13 protein-coding genes and 1 pseudogene are annotated in these 14,496 nt (G+C 66.1%); 8 read left to right on the top strand and 6 right to left on the bottom strand.

Annotation, left to right across the window (positions count from 1 at the left end; genetic code table 11):
* Positions 1 to 23: 23 nt before the first annotated feature.
* Complete coding sequence (locus tag C7H84_RS01470; protein WP_121857075.1) at positions 24 to 857, bottom strand: autoinducer binding domain-containing protein; 834 nt, start codon at positions 855 to 857, stop codon at positions 24 to 26.
* A 280-nt stretch (positions 858 to 1,137) separates the two neighbouring features.
* On the opposite strand from C7H84_RS01470, the gene C7H84_RS01465 reads away from it, so the two are divergent.
* Entirely contained in the window at positions 1,138 to 2,043 is a 906-nt protein-coding gene (locus C7H84_RS01465; RefSeq protein ID WP_121857872.1) for a LuxR family transcriptional regulator, read from the top strand.
* 136 nt (positions 2,044 to 2,179) lie between these two features.
* Here the strand turns inward: C7H84_RS01465 and C7H84_RS01460 are convergent, their stop codons facing one another.
* Both C7H84_RS01460 and C7H84_RS36155 read right to left on the bottom strand, forming a co-directional pair.
* Positions 2,180 to 3,826, bottom strand: a complete 1,647-nt coding sequence (locus C7H84_RS01460; RefSeq protein ID WP_121857074.1) for an Nramp family divalent metal transporter — start codon at positions 3,824 to 3,826, stop codon at positions 2,180 to 2,182.
* Positions 3,827 to 3,927: 101 nt separating this feature from the next.
* Positions 3,928 to 4,083: a hypothetical protein gene (locus C7H84_RS36155; protein ID WP_162999186.1), complete on the bottom strand. Its 156-nt coding sequence runs from the start codon at positions 4,081 to 4,083 to the stop codon at positions 3,928 to 3,930.
* A gap of 1,068 nt (positions 4,084 to 5,151) precedes the next feature.
* On the opposite strand from C7H84_RS36155, the pseudogene C7H84_RS01455 reads away from it, so the two are divergent.
* Together C7H84_RS01455 and C7H84_RS01450 are read left to right on the top strand one after the other, a co-directional pair.
* Positions 5,152 to 5,420: pseudogene (locus C7H84_RS01455) on the top strand (hypothetical protein).
* Between the two features lie 101 nt (positions 5,421 to 5,521).
* Positions 5,522 to 7,030, top strand: a complete 1,509-nt coding sequence (locus C7H84_RS01450; RefSeq protein ID WP_121857073.1) for a carbohydrate porin — start codon at positions 5,522 to 5,524, stop codon at positions 7,028 to 7,030.
* Positions 7,031 to 7,122: 92 nt separating this feature from the next.
* On the opposite strand, the gene treA is transcribed toward C7H84_RS01450, so the two are convergent.
* On the bottom strand, positions 7,123 to 8,874 hold the full coding sequence (treA, locus tag C7H84_RS01445) for an alpha,alpha-trehalase TreA (RefSeq protein WP_121857072.1): 1,752 nt from the start codon (positions 8,872 to 8,874) through the stop codon (positions 7,123 to 7,125).
* A gap of 318 nt (positions 8,875 to 9,192) precedes the next feature.
* On the opposite strand from treA, the gene C7H84_RS01440 reads away from it, so the two are divergent.
* Complete coding sequence (locus C7H84_RS01440; protein ID WP_121857071.1) at positions 9,193 to 10,581, top strand: MFS transporter; 1,389 nt, start codon at positions 9,193 to 9,195, stop codon at positions 10,579 to 10,581.
* 346 nt (positions 10,582 to 10,927) lie between these two features.
* Complete coding sequence (locus C7H84_RS01435) at positions 10,928 to 12,139, top strand: crosslink repair DNA glycosylase YcaQ family protein (protein ID WP_121857070.1); 1,212 nt, start codon at positions 10,928 to 10,930, stop codon at positions 12,137 to 12,139.
* Positions 12,140 to 12,242: 103 nt separating this feature from the next.
* Here the strand turns inward: C7H84_RS01435 and C7H84_RS01430 are convergent, their stop codons facing one another.
* Positions 12,243 to 12,461, bottom strand: a complete 219-nt coding sequence (locus C7H84_RS01430; protein WP_121857069.1) for a DUF1653 domain-containing protein — start codon at positions 12,459 to 12,461, stop codon at positions 12,243 to 12,245.
* Between the two features lie 105 nt (positions 12,462 to 12,566).
* Entirely contained in the window at positions 12,567 to 13,010 is a 444-nt protein-coding gene (locus tag C7H84_RS01425) for a GNAT family N-acetyltransferase (protein WP_121857068.1), read from the bottom strand.
* A gap of 152 nt (positions 13,011 to 13,162) precedes the next feature.
* Between C7H84_RS01425 and C7H84_RS01420 the strand changes: the two genes are divergently transcribed.
* From C7H84_RS01420 to C7H84_RS01410, 3 genes are read left to right on the top strand one after another with little or no spacing between them, the layout of a single operon-like run.
* On the top strand, positions 13,163 to 13,423 hold the full coding sequence (locus tag C7H84_RS01420; RefSeq protein WP_121857067.1) for a type II toxin-antitoxin system prevent-host-death family antitoxin: 261 nt from the start codon (positions 13,163 to 13,165) through the stop codon (positions 13,421 to 13,423).
* Complete coding sequence (locus tag C7H84_RS01415; RefSeq protein ID WP_011354451.1) at positions 13,420 to 13,686, top strand: Txe/YoeB family addiction module toxin; 267 nt, start codon at positions 13,420 to 13,422, stop codon at positions 13,684 to 13,686. The genes C7H84_RS01420 and C7H84_RS01415 overlap by 4 nt, the downstream gene beginning before the upstream one ends.
* Before the next feature lie 28 nt (positions 13,687 to 13,714).
* Positions 13,715 to 14,338, top strand: coding sequence for an HAD hydrolase-like protein (locus C7H84_RS01410; RefSeq protein WP_121857066.1), 624 nt, complete (start codon positions 13,715 to 13,717; stop codon positions 14,336 to 14,338).
* Positions 14,339 to 14,496 lie beyond the last annotated feature (158 nt).

The raw sequence follows: 14,496 nt of genomic DNA, 5'->3' as shown, positions 1-14,496 counted from the left end.
GGCCGCCGCGCGGGCGGCCCGAATCAGGACTGAAGACGGCGTGCGGCGAGATACGCGAGCTGCGCGCGGTTCTGGACGTTGAACAGTTTTTCGAGCGAGCGAATATGGTGTCCGACCTTGTGCAGCGACGTGCGCAGCGCGCTCGCGATCTCCTGGTCGGACAGCCCGTGCACTAGACGATCGAGCACCTGCTGCTGCTCGTCGGCGAGCGCGAAGCCGCGCATCCGCGCGATGCGCGCCTCGAGAAACGGCAGCGCGACGCGGTGCACGGCCAGACTCACCGACAGCGCGCCGCCGATCACGCGATCGTCGATCCACTCGGTGCCGTGAGCCTCCGACGTGATGTTCACCGCGACGCGCAGGTCGAGCCGCGGCGCCGACAGGCTGAAGATCACGCCGCTGTTCATTGCGTGCGCACGCAAATGGCCGGCCAGCGCGAGCACCTTGCGATCGCCGCCGCCCTGCGCGCTCGCCTCGATCTCGTCGAGCCGCCACACGACCGGAAAGCCGCTCTGCCGCACCTGCGCGAACCGCGGGTCGCTCTCGTAGAGCATGCCCTCGATATACGGTTGCATGAAGGTCGCGGGCGCAAGGTCGCGCAGCAGATGCGCGCACAGAATGCGCCGCCCGATCATCTCGTATGCGCCGTAACCGAGGGTACTGAAACCGATTTGCCGCAATCGCGCGTGGCATTGCGCGAAATCGACGGAATTGAGGTCGGATTTACCGGGCGCGATTTGAATGCCGGTAAAAACGTCACGCTCGATTGCGGGTATTTCTTTTGAATAAGCGGCGGCCGCCGCGATATCGGCTTGCGAGAACCACTCGACGCGTGGCGCGTCGTCAGCATATGTCATGAGCAGCCCACCCTTTCCCAATATGTGAACGTGCCCCGTTACGATCTGGTCTTTTCTTTATGATTTTCTGGTTGTGTCTATATGCGTGCGAGCATGAACCTTTCGCCGCGATTAGTATTACGGCATATTACGCGCACACCGGCATTTTTGTACAATGCCCCCGCGTTTCGTCTGGATGACGATCGGCGCATATCATAAAGATGCTCGATCGCACCGTCGCGAGCGCCGTGCACGACACGGCTGCCGCCACGCGATGCGCGTCGATTCCGAGGGATGGCTCATGTCCGATATTGCATTGCAAGAAGAAGCGGTCGCCCCAACCTTGTCCCGTTCGCCCCGGCGAACGGCCACCTGCGCCGACGCGTCGAGAGCGCGCCCGGTGCAGGTCGTGTGGTGCGACGACGTCAAGCGCGGCGACGTCACGCAGCCCAACGCGCCGAAGCTCGGCGTCGCCGATACGCTTGCGCACGCGCAGAGCACGGCGGAACGCAACCGGATCGTCGCAAGCCTGCTGCACCTGACGGGCTTCTCGACGTTCGCGTATTTCGCGCTCGAGTTCTCGCGAGAGCGCGTCGAGAGTCTCTATCTTCACGAAGCGTTCACGCCGACCACCTACCGCGGCGACTACGTCCGGCACAACCATCACGACATCGATCCGCGCACGCTCGGCGCGCGCGTATGCAACATGCCGATCGTGTGGGACCTGCAGCAGCTGCGCCGCGAACATCGCGAGCGCGACGACGCGCCGTGCGTGACGCCGGCCGCGCTTGACGGTTTCCTGCAGACGATGCAGGACGACGGCATGTGCAGCGGCATCATGTATTCGATGGCCGTGCCCGGCACGCGGCTGCATGCGTTCATGAGCTTCACCGCGCCGCGCCGCACGCGCGAGTGGATCACGCCGGCGACGATCGAGCAGGCGCTGTCGATCGGGCTGTCGGTGCACAAGTTCGCATCGCCGCAACTGATCGCGACGTCGCGCGAACGCGCGATCAACGGGCTCACGCCGTTCGAACAGGAACTGCTGCTGGGTATCGCGGAAGGCGCGTCGGACAAGGAGATCGGCCGGCGTCTCGACACCAGTGCGCACAACGTCGACTATCACCTGCGCAAGCTGCGCAAGCGCTTCGGCGTCGCGAACCGGATCCAGCTCACGTACCTGACGTCGAAGCTCGAGCTGATCTGACGCGCGCGCTGTTCGACCGCCGCTGTTCGACAGCGATGTTCGACCCAGTAAACGCCCATGCCGGCCTCGCGGGCCGGCATGGACGGGTTGCGGCGCGGTGCCGGGTCCGGCGCCGCTTCCTGGCAGACGCGTGCCGTTACTTCAGCAGCGTCATCTGCACGACCTTGACGATCACGAGACCGACCGCGATCACCAGATAGCCGCGCAGCACGGCCATCCAGACGCGCGTCGCGACCGTCATGTTCTGCGGCTCGAGCGACTCGAGCGGCGGCATGCGCCACGTGGCGCGCAGCGAGCGGTCGATACCCGGCTCGACGACCCGCTTGTTGCGGCGGATGAGAACCGTCGCGAGATAGCCGACGATCGCGAGCACCGTGCCGCCGACCAGCACGTCGACGATCGCTTCGCCGCTGATGTCCGGATACATCACCGATGCGGTGAGAATGATCGACAGCAGCACGAGCACCCAGATCACCGCGCCGGTGAATACGTTGAGCTTCGTCGAATTGACCCACGGGCCGAGCACCTGGCGGTCGTTGCACAGCACGAGCAGGAACACCGTCGCGCTCGGCAGCAGCACGCCGGCGAGCGTCTGCACCGCTTCCGTCAGCAGGCCGAGCGGGCTGCCCGGAATCAGCACGAGCGCGGCCGCGGCCGCGACGATGCCGAAGTACACGAGATAGAAGCCCTTCGCATCGGACACGCCGCGATGCAGCGAATGGCGGATCTTGAATACGTCGCCGATCGCGTACGCGGTCGACAACGACACGGCCGCCGCGCCGATGATGCACGCGTCGAGCAGCGCGACCGCGAACAGCGTCGCGCTCGTGCGGCCCGCGTACTTCTCGAGGCCCGCGATCACGCCGCCTGCGTCGCTGAAGCTGCCGGATTCCGGATGACCGCCGAACAGCGCGGCGCTGAAGCCGATCATCGCGACCGCGCCGATCAGCACGAACGCAATGCCGATCCACAGATCGACCTTCTCGTACTTCATGAAGCGCGGCGTGATGCGCTTGTCGATCACGTAGCTCTGCTGGAAGAACAACTGCCACGGCGCGACCGTCGTGCCGACGATGCCGATCACGAGCAGCATCACGTCGGAGAGCTTCGCGTGGGCGGGCCAGTCCGGCACGAAGAAATCGCGCGACATCTGTGCGACCGGCGGGTGGATCGACACGAGCACCGGCACGAGCAGCAGGCTCAGCACGCACAGCACGATCGCGAACCGCTCGAAGCGCCTGAAGTCGCCGGTACTCACCGCTGCCATCGTCAGCGCGGCGGCCACGCATACACCCGCGACCTTCGGTAGCCCGAAGAAAGCCAGCACGAACGTGATGCCGATGAACTCGGTGACGATCGTCAACGCATTGAGCAGGAACAGGTCGATCACACTGAACGCGCCCCAGAACTTGCCGAAGCGCTCGAAGATCAGCCGTGCATGGCCGACGCCCGTCACCGCGCCGAGGCGCAGCACCATTTCCTGGTTCACGTACAGCACCGGCACGAGCAGCAGCAGCGTCCACAACAGCGTCGTGCCGTAGTTCTGGCCGGCCTGCGTATAGGTGCCGAATGCGCCGGCATCGTTATCCCCGACCATCACGATGAGACCGGGGCCGATGATCGCGAGCAGCGTGCGCAAGCGTGCCCACCACGTGCCGCGCGCGGCGGTGTCGTGATGCGCGATGGTGCCGAGCGCACCGCGGATGTCGCCCAAGTGGGCTTCGTCGAGCACGGCGCTGCGTTCGACGGCGATCGGTGGAGAGACGTTGGATGGCGTGGACATGATGAATTCCGTACGGCTGATTTTTTATCCGGCAAGCATGTGGTCTTGGAATACGCGCGCGAAACGAGCCCGCATGCGTATGCCGAGACGCGCTCGGCGTATCAGTGGAAGTGGAGCAACGACTTGAGCCGGTTCAACGACCGGGAGAACAAGCGGGAGAACACCCGCGGACGGGCGTCGAGCATCAGCATCGCGTCGTAGTGCGGATGCGATTCCGTGACGTGCGGGAGGTTCGACAGCAGAAGGCCGAATTTCATGGTCTGGCTCCTGGCGGCGACGGCATGCATGCCGGCCGCGTGGTGGGCGCGGGGCCAGTCCGGGCCTGAACGACGGTGATGTCAGGCTAGTGAGCCGGCGTGTCCCTGCGACCCGGGTTCAAAAGGGTCTGTTGGCGCAACGGGCATAAGGGACAACTGTCACTGTCGTTCATGGCGGCTCCTGTGCGGTGTTCCGGAGAACACGGTTGGCCGCCGTCCGGCACGCGGGCCGCCGTTCGAGCGCATGCGAAACGCATGCGCGAACGCGGCCGCGCACCGGGCAGCGGCGAAACCGGATCGCGCATGCGAAAACGCATCACGCAAACCGGCGCGAATCAGGGTGCACGTAGGGAGTGACTGCGGAATACTGCTGCGCGCACCGTTTGCCTGGGGGACAAACGGCGGCTTCGATGAGGCGCGGACGTCGGTCGCTCAGGCGGAAATTTCGTACGAAGATCGACTACTGCAGGCGTCCAAGGCGGCGGCCCCAAGAGTGAAGATGCCGGATTCTATGGACCGGCAGAAACGGAAGTCAACCCTTTGGAATGCCCGCCGGAGAATATTTTTTCGAGCCTTCGCACGCTGAAAGATTCGCGCCCGGAATGACGCTTCGAAACCTTTCAATGCGCGGGCGGACTCGCACCGCCGATGCGTGCGCGCAACAGTGCCCGCGTGCCGCAGGCAGGCGGTTGAACGGCCCGTCGGACGGGGCGCGCCGATACGACGACGGCGCGGCGATGCGCAGGGCAACGACGTTTTCTGCTTGCACCGCAGCAAAACTCGCGACTACAATCCGCCCCAATTCATCAAGGGAGTCCCTCCGTGGACGCATGCTCTAGTTGCAGTTCGATGCCGGTCCAGGCCGGCCAAGCCATCGCGAGATAGCAGCCAGACGCATGTCTTTCGCCGCTAGCTCGCATTCGTCGGGTTAGCGCGCTTCCTCCCGGGCCGGCATTGCCGGTTCGCCCGTTGCACGCTCCGTTACGTTCCAATCGCCGATCGCAGGCGCGTCATGCGCCCGCGCTCGAACACGTCGTCCGGCATGCGCCGGGCCGGACGGAGGTCGTCATGTTCCTTCAATCGTTCGCGGTCAGACTCAAGCGACTCGCTCACGTCGCGTGCGACCGCTCATTCGTTTCCCCCTTTCACCGCTCGCGCACACATTCGGCGGCTGGCGCGGCACTGCGCTCGCGCATCTGCCGACGGCGCCGCGCCCGCTCGACTGCCTGCTGATCGGCGCGATGGCGGTCGCCGTCGCACTCGTCGCATTGCTGTGCACGGCCGCGTCGCGCCTCGGCTTCGCGCAGGTGTGGCGGATCGGCGGCTGGCTGCCGTAAGCGGCATGGCGGCCGCGTGCTTGCGCGCCGCCTTCGCCCGCGTCATCGATTCACGTTTCCAGTTCTTCAATCAAACTAATCAACCAAAAAACGGAGCCTACATGAAGCATCGTTTCGAACCCGCTCTGCGCACGCCATGTTTCGATGCGCTCGCCGCGTTGCTGCTGTCGCTCGCCGCCGCGCCCGCGTTCGCGCAATCGTCGCCGCCGATCGCCGCGACCGCGGCGGCCGACCCGGCATCCGGCGCCCGCACCGGCGATACGGCACCCGCCCCCGCACAACAGGCCACCGATGCTGCCGCGCCTGCTCCCACCGGTCTGTGGGAGCGCGCGAACCTGCTCGGCAACATGGGCGGCCTGCGCGACGTGCTCGGCGATCACGGCGTCACGCTGAACCTGCAGGAAACCAGCGAATACCTGTACAACGCCGCGGGCGGCACGGCGCGCGGCGGTGCGTACCAGGGCGTCACGCAATTCGGCTTCAACGTCGATACGGAGAAAGCGGTCGGGCTGCCGGGCGGCACGTTCAACGTGTCGGCGCTGCAGATCCACGGCACCAGCCTCTCGCAGCGCTATTTGCAGACGCTGCAGACCGCGACCGGCATCGAGGCGAATTCGACCACGCGGTTGTGGGAGCTCTGGTACCAGCAGGCGTTCCTCGACGGCAAGGCCGACGTGCGGGTCGGCCAGCAGAGCGTCGACCAGGAATTCATGGTGAGCCAGTACGCGGCGACGTTCATGAACGCGACGTTCGGCTGGCCCGTGCTGCCCGCGGCCGACCTGCCGGCCGGCGGCGCCGCGTATCCGCTGTCGTCGCTCGGCGTGCGGCTGCGCGTGAAGCCGGCCGACGCGTGGACCGCGATGGTCGGCGTGTTCGACGGCAATCCGGCCGGCCGCAGCGACGGCGACGCGCAAGTGCTGAACGCGCACGGCACCAACTTCAACCTGCGCAGCGGCGCATTCGTGATCGGCGAGCTTGAGTACGCGCTGAACGCGCCGCCCGCCGATCCGAAGGCACCGCAACCGGCCGGCCTGCCCGGTACGTACAAGCTCGGCTTCTGGTATCAGTCGCAGCACGCGAACGATCAGCGCTTCGGCACCGACGGGCTGTCGCTCGCGAATCCGGACAGCAACGGGATAGCCGCAACGCATCGCGGCAACTACGGCTTCTATGCGGTCGCCGATCAGATGGTATGGCGGCCGTCGGCCGACAGTCCGCGTTCGGTCGGCGTGTTCGCACGCGTGATGGGTGCGCCGGGCAATCGCAACGTCGTCGATTTCGCGGCGAATGCGGGCGTCACGCTGAAGGCGCCGTTCGCCGGACGCGACAACGATACGGCCGGCATCGCGGTCGGCTACGCGAAGATCGGCTCGCATGCACGCGCGCTCGACGGCGACACCGGCACCTATACGACGCCCGGTTACCCGGTGCGCCGTGCGGAGACGGTGATCGAGGCGACCTACCAGTACCAGGTCGCGCCGTGGTGGCAGTTGCAGGCCGACCTGCAGCACTTCTTCCGGCCCGGCGGCGGCATCCCGAACCCGAATGCGGCCGGCGCGCGCATCGGCGACGAAACGGTGGTCGGTGTGCGCACGACGATCACGTTCTGACGCACCGCGCATGCGACACGGGCCGGACGACCGCTTGCGCGGCGCTCCGGCCCGTTCCCGTTCAAGCGCGTTCGCGCCGCACGCGCCACTCACTACTCGCCATACAGCCCGAGCAGTTTCAGCGTGACGCCGTTGGTCCAGCCGAAGCCGTCCTGCAGCGGATATTCGCCGCCCCCGCCGCCGCCCTCGCCGGCGCCTTCGACCGCGTACTTCTCGACGAGCTTGCCTTCGGTCGCATACACATGCTTCACGTCGGCCAGGAAGCGCGTGCCGATATCCTTCGCGAGCGCCGGCTCGCCATAGCGACGCAGCCCTTCGATCGCGATCCACTGCAGCGGCGCCCAGCCATTCGGAGCATCCCACTGCTGGCCCGTGTTCACCGTCGTCGTCGCAAGGCCGCCCGGCTGCAGCAGCGTCTTGCGCACCTCGCGCGCGGTCGCCTTCGCCCGCTCGGGCCACGCGACGCCGGTGAACAGCGGATACAGCGCGGCAGCGGTCACGGCGTCGCGCGGCTTGCGCAACTGCCAGTCGTAGTCGCCGTAATAGCCGCGACGGTTCCACAGATAGTGATTGATCGCGGCCGCGCGCCGCGCCGCCCGTCCGGAGAAGTCCGTCACGCACGCGATGTCGCGGGTGACCGTGCAGCCCTTCACGATCGTCGTCTCGAGATGGAACATCAGGCTGTTCAGATCGACCGGCACGATCGACGTGGTGCGGATCGTCGCGAGCGTCTTGCCGTCGCCGAACCAGCGCGAGCTGTAGTCCCAGCCGCTTTCGGCACCGGCGCGCAAATCGCGGTACACCTCGTTCGCGGGGCGGCTCGGCACGGCCTTCGCGGTCGTCACGTCCTCGAGATACGACTCGTCGCGCGGCGTGTCGCTCGCGTCCCAGTAGCGGTTCAGCACCGCGCCGTCCGGCATCGCGACCACGTGGTGCGCGGCCTGCCCGCGCGGCGTGGTGGATTCGCCCTGCATCCAGTACGCATGTTCCTTGCGCAGCGCCGGCAGGTATTTCTGGTAGACCTTGTCGCCTTCGGCCTGCGCGGCGAGCGTGACCATGTAAGCGAAGAACGGCGGCTGCGAGCGGCTGGCGTAGTACGTGCGGTTGCCGTTCGGGATGTGGCCGACCGTGTCGATCAGATGCGCGAAGTTGTCGAGCATGTCGTCGACGAGATCCTCGCGCCCAGACACCTGCAACCCGAGCATCGTGAAATAGGTGTCCCAGTAGTAGCCTTCGCGGAAGCGTCCGCCCGGCACCACGTACGGTTTTGGCATCGGGATCAGCGAGCTGTACGGCGGCACCTTCGTGCTGGTGCGCGTGAGCTGCGGCCACAGCCAGTCGATGTGCTGGCGCAGCGTCTGGTTCGCGGGCGGCGTGACGCCGCTTCCCGGCGGCGGCGTGAAGTGCTGGTCGACGAACGCCTTCAGCGAGAAGCCCGGCTGCAACTTCTGTTGCTGATACAACTGCATGATCGTCGCGGGATCGGTATCGGGTATCGCGTCGACGAAGGTTTTCTGGTCGGGATACAGCTGCGCAGTCTGCACGGCGACGAACAGGTCGCCGTAGAGCTGGCTCGGCGGCGGCAGCAGCGTGCTGGCGGTCTGGTTCGCGAACGCGGCCGAGGCCGGCATGGCGGAATGGGTGGCCGCTGGCGCGGCCGCGTGGTTCGCGCTGTCGGCTTGCGCGGCGCAGCCGGCGACGGCCAGGTATGCGACGGCCATCACGGCGGCCCAGCGCAAACGCGGCGCGGGCGCGGACGGATCCGGTGCGGGATATGAAGCGGGATGTGAAACAGGATATGACGCAGGATGCGATGCGGTCGATGCGGCACGACGTGACGTCATGACGTGTCCCCTCCTTTCGATGGTGAGTGGATCGGCAGGGGTCTCGTTCGCGCGTGCGCTCGTCTCGATGGCCGTCGATCGATGCGCGTCGTTGTATCCGCAGATGAGTTTCGACTGTCGCACGAAACGCGCATCGCACGCAAGTTTCGGTTCCGTGCCCGAACGCGTGCGTCGTGTGTCATGTCACGGGGCACAGTCGTCTCTTCTTTCACGCACGCTAACAGGAACGACTGTTGCAACATGCGGAACAAGCGTTGTCTCACGTGACGCAACGACCACATTGTGGGCATAATGGCGTCTTTACCGCGCGCCCTGCCCATGTCGCCCGTCTTTCTAGCACCGCTCATCGTTGCCTGTGCGTTGTTCATGGAAAGCGTCGACGCCAACATCATCGTCACCGCGCTGCCCGCGATGGCGAGGGACTTCGGGCACAATCCCGTCACACTCAACATCGCGATCACGGCCTACGTGGTCGGCCTCGGCGTATTCATCCCGATCTGCGGATGGCTCGCCGACCGCTTCAGCGCGCGCTCCGTGTTCCGCACCGCGATCGGCATCTTCGTCGCCGGCTCGCTGATGTGCGCGGCTTCCAACTCGCTCGGCGTGCTCACGTTCGCGCGCTTCGTGCAGGGCGTCGGCGGCGCGATGATGGTGCCGGTCGGCCGGATCATCATCTTCCGCGCGGTGCCGCGCTCCGATCTCGTGCGCGCGATGAACTACCTCGCGATTCCCGCGCTGTTCGGGCCCACGGTCGGGCCGCTCGTCGGCGGCTTCATCACGACCTACCTGCACTGGCGGATGATCTTCTTCATCAACGTGCCGATCGGCATCTACGGGATCTACCTCGCGAGCAAGCACATCGCGAACACGCACGAGCCCGATCCCGGCCCGCTCGACTGGTTCGGCTTCCTGCTGTCGGCGAGCGGCGCCGCGCTGCTGCTGATGGGCCTCACGCTGATCGACGGTTCGCTCACGTCGCGCAGCAACGCGATCATGATGTGCGCGGTCGGCCTCGCGATGCTCGCGCTCTACGTGCCGTACGCGCGCCGCAAGGAGCGGCCGGTGCTCGACCTCAGCTTCCTGAAGATTCCGACCTATCACGCGAGCGTGGTCGGCGGCTCGCTGTTCCGCATCGGCCTCGGCGCGGTGCCGTTCCTGCTGCCGCTCGCGCTGCAGGAAGGCCTCGGGATGAGTGCGTTCCACTCGGGGCTGATCACCTGCGCATCCGCGCTCGGCGGCGCGGTGAGCCGCTCGACGGCCACGCATACGCTGCGCCGCTTCGGCTTTCGCACGGTGCTGATCTACAACGCCGCGTTCGCCGGGCTCGCGATCGCCGCGTACGGCGTGTTCCATCCGGGCATGCCGACCTGGGCGATCTGGATGATCGTGCTGGTCGGCGGCATCTTCCCCGCGCTGCAGTTCACGAGCCTGAATTCGATGATCTACGCGGAGATTTCGCAGGCCGACGCGGGCCGCGCGACGAGCCTCGGCAGCGTCGTGCAGCAGATGTCGCTCGGGCTCGGCGTGACGGTCGCGGGCCTCGTGCTGCATCTGTCGCACTGGGTGCAAGGGCACCAGACGATGGTGTGGTCGGATTTCTGGCCCGCGTTCGTCGTGGTCGGGCTGTGTTCGTTCGCGTCGATTCCGATCACGCGCCGACTGCCGCCCGGCGCCGGCGACGAAGTCGCGCGCGGCAAGCGGCAGTAAACGAGCAGGCTGGCGGGAAACAGGCAGGCGGCGAAAAGCCGGAACACAAAAAAATCAGCGGACATCCACACGGGGCCGGTGCACAGCCGTATGGATATCCGCTCAGGGCTCCGGGTCTCTCGTTGGGGGTTGAGAATCCCGGATCTGCTTCCTGCGTGCCATGGACATATGTGCGTCGGAAGCCGAATCGTTGCGCGCACATTTCGTCGCGCCATGTCTGCACTATAGGGAAAGTCGCGCCGCGCATCTGTCAAGCATTGTCAGACGCGTCGCGCATGCACGTCGCACGCGTGCGGCGCTTTCGCGCTAAAGTGGTGCCCGACCGTCACCCTCAGCCGCCGTCACGATGCTCACACTGTCGCCCGCCGCCGCCCGCGCACTGCATCTCGCCGCGCAGGGCCTGCTGACCCCGCCCCGCCGCAAGGCCACCAAGGCCGACGTGCTCGACACGATCCGCCGGATGGCGCAATTGCAGATCGATACCATCCACGTCGTCGCGCGCAGCCCGTATCTCGTGCTGTTCAGCCGGCTCGGCGACTTTGCGCCGCAGTGGCTCGACGAACATCTCGCCGAGGCGCGCCTCTTCGAATACTGGTCGCACGAAGCGTGCTTCCTGCCGATCGAGCAATTCGGGCTGATGCGCTACAAGATGCTCGATCCTTCTGGCATGGGCTGGAAATACGCGGCCGACTGGCACGAGCAGAACCGCGCGGAGATCGAGCGGATGCTCGCGCGAATTCGCGACGAAGGCCCGGTACGGTCGGCCGATTTCATCCGCGAGGATGGCGCGAAGGGCAATGGATGGTGGGATCGCAAGCCGGAGAAGATGCACCTCGAAGTGCTGTTCACGACCGGCGAACTGATGGTGTCCGAGCGCCGCAATTTCCAGCGCATCTACGACGTGCGCGAACGCGTGCTGCCCGGCTGGGACGATGCACGCGACCTGCCGCCGCGCGGCGCGGTGCTGCCCGCGCTGCTCGACTACACGTGCCGCGCGCTCGGCGTCGTGCGCGCGGACTGGGTGGCCGATTACTACCGGTTGCCGCGCCGGTCGTATCGCGCGGAGCTGGAGCAGCTTGCGGACGCCGGCGCGCTGATTCCAGTCGAGATCGCCGACTGGACGGAGCCCACGTACGTGCATCGCTCGCTCGAAACGCTGCTGCCGGCCGCCGCGGCCGATACATTGCGCTCGACGGTCACGACCTTGCTGTCGCCGTTCGATCCGGTGGTGTGGGACCGCAAGCGCGCGTCGACGCTCTTCGGATTCGACTACACGATCGAGTGCTATACGCCCGCGCACAAGCGGCGCTATGGCTATTTCTGTCTGCCGGTGCTGCATCGCGGCCGGTTGATCGGCCGCGTCGACGCGAAAGCGCATCGCGCGCTCGGCACGTTCGAATTGAAGACGGTGCACGTGGAGCCGGGCGTGCGGTTCGGCACGGGGCTCGCGGCCGACGTCGCGAAGGCCGTGAAGCGGTTGGCGGCGTGGCATGGCACGCCGGAGGTGACGGTCGCAAACGCGCCGCCTGAGTTGACGAAGGCGCTGGCGGGCGCATAAGGCCGGCGCATTCGCGCCGGGCGGCGACTGTGCACGTGCTGCTCACGCTCACGCTGTCGCTGACGCGGCGGCGCACCGGCCAGCCGCGTGCGCCTGGGGACGCTCAGTCGCGCAGCTTGCGAAAACGCGGCGTGCCGTCCGGCAGGTTCTCGTTGAACATCGCTTCCGGACGCACCCACAGCCCGCGCGAATGCGGCCACAGATGCTCGTACACGACCACCGATTCCTCGGTTTCGGAATGACGCGCGACGCCGATATAGCGATACAGCCCGCCCTTGTAGTGACGATGCGTGGCGAGCTGTTCGGCTTCCTGTTCGGTCATGATGGGCTTCCCTTCTGCAAAAACGAAAGTGCGTATTGTATGCGCTCGTATGCGCTCGTATGCGCTCGTATGCGCTCGTATGCGCCCGACCGCGATCGACTCGCGTCAGCGTTTCGCGTAGATGTCGCGGCGGCGGATCTCCATCAGCAGTTCGGGCTTCGATGGCGCCGCGAAGCCGACCGGCCGATACAAGTCATGGGCATCCGACGTCGACAGCATGATGCACCGCAGGCCCTGCAGCATCGGCTGCGCGAAGATGTGATCGATCAGCGCGCGGCCGTAGCCGTTGCCGCGCTCGGCCGGCAGCACGAACACGTCGCACAGGTACGCGAATGTCGCGTGGTCGGTCACGAGCCGCGCAAACCCGACGAGCCGGTCGCCGACGTACGCACCGAAGCATAGCGAGCCGTCGATCGCGCGCTCGACCACGTCGCGCGGGATGCCCTGCGACCAGTACGCGTCGTGGTGCAGGAAATCGAAGATGGTGTCGATGTCGAGCTCGCGCTTGTCGGTGGAAAATCTCAGCGCGGCGGATGGGGTTGCAGGCACGTCGGCTCTCCGGATGGCTTGGGGCGGAGCGGAAACGATAGCGCGGTGTGGGGTGACTAACAAGGGATGTGCAACCCAACATGTACAGCAACCCGTACAATTCTTTTGTCCATGCTATACTTGTACCGTTATTAGTACAGGTCAGGCACATCATGCGCACGATTCATTTTTCGGATGCCCGCAGCAATCTGAAGACCGTCATCGACCAGGTCGTCGACGATGCAGACGTGACGCTCATCACGCGTCGCGACGCGCCGAATGCCGTCATCATGTCGCAGGAATACTATGACAGTCTGATGGAGACCGTTCACCTGCTCCGCTCGCCGGCCAACGTCGCACACCTGGAACGCTCGATCGCGCAATTGCGCAAGGGCAAGCTCAAGGAGCACAAACTCGCGGGGGACGATGAATGAGCGTCCGCCGCGTGCTCTTTACTTCCGACGCGTGGGATGACTACGTTTATTGGCAAGGGCAAGACCGCAAGACGCTCAAGCGCATCAACCAGCTCATTCGCGAAGCCCAACGCACCCCGTTCGAAGGTATCGGCAAACCCGAACCGCTGAAGGCCAATCTGTCCGGATTCTGGTCGCGCCGCATCGACGACACGAACCGTCTGGTCTATGAAGCGGACGATCTCCAGATCAGCATCGTGTCTTGCCGCTACCACTACGAATAGCAGCAGCCCAATCCTGCACCCTCGCTCCATGCCCTATCGACTCATCGCGTTCGACTTCGACGGCACCCTCGCCGATTCGCTCGACTGCTTTCTCGCGGCGCTGACAGACGCGTCGCGCCTGCACGGTTTTCGCGACGCGACGCCCGACATGCGCCCCGCGCTGCGCGGCATGTCCGCGCGCGAGATCATTCGCGCGCTGGAAGTGCCGATGTGGAAGGTGCCGCGCGTGACGCTCGACATGCGCCGGTTGATGCGCCCGCGCATTGCGCACGTGAAGCTGTTCCCCGGCGTCGACGCGACCTTCGACGCGCTCGCCGCGCGCGGCATCCGCATCGCGATCGCGACGTCGAACACCGAGGACATCGTGCGCGACCGGCTCGGCCGGCACGCAAGCCGCTGCGTCGATACGTTCGCGTGCGGCATTCCGCTGTTCGGCAAGGCGCGCCGCCTGCGCGCGCTGGTGCGCGAAGCGGGCATGCAGCCGGCCGACGTGCTGTACGTCGGCGACGAGATCCGCGATGCCGAAGCGGCGCGCCGCGCGCGCATCGCATTCCAGGGCGTCGCATGGGGCTACACGGCGCCCGACGCGTTGCAGGCGCATTGCGCGACGCCGCTGCTGCCAAGTCTCGACGCGCTGCTCGAGCACGTGTGATCGGGTAGCGCGCGCTTCGCGCGCTCGATTCGACATGACGTGGCGTGTCGCCGTATCCGCATCGCGCAACTCGCGCACCCGACCCGCACGACGATGAAACGCCGATGACACACGCGCAAACGCACGCATGCGCACGCATCTCGCTGCACATCGCGCAC

The sequence above is a fragment of the Burkholderia sp. Nafp2/4-1b genome, from assembly GCF_003635165.1.
GTDB lineage: Bacteria > Pseudomonadota > Gammaproteobacteria > Burkholderiales > Burkholderiaceae > Burkholderia.
The sequence above is the reverse complement of the archived record's forward strand: the minus strand, read 5'-3'. Positions and strand labels throughout refer to the sequence as shown.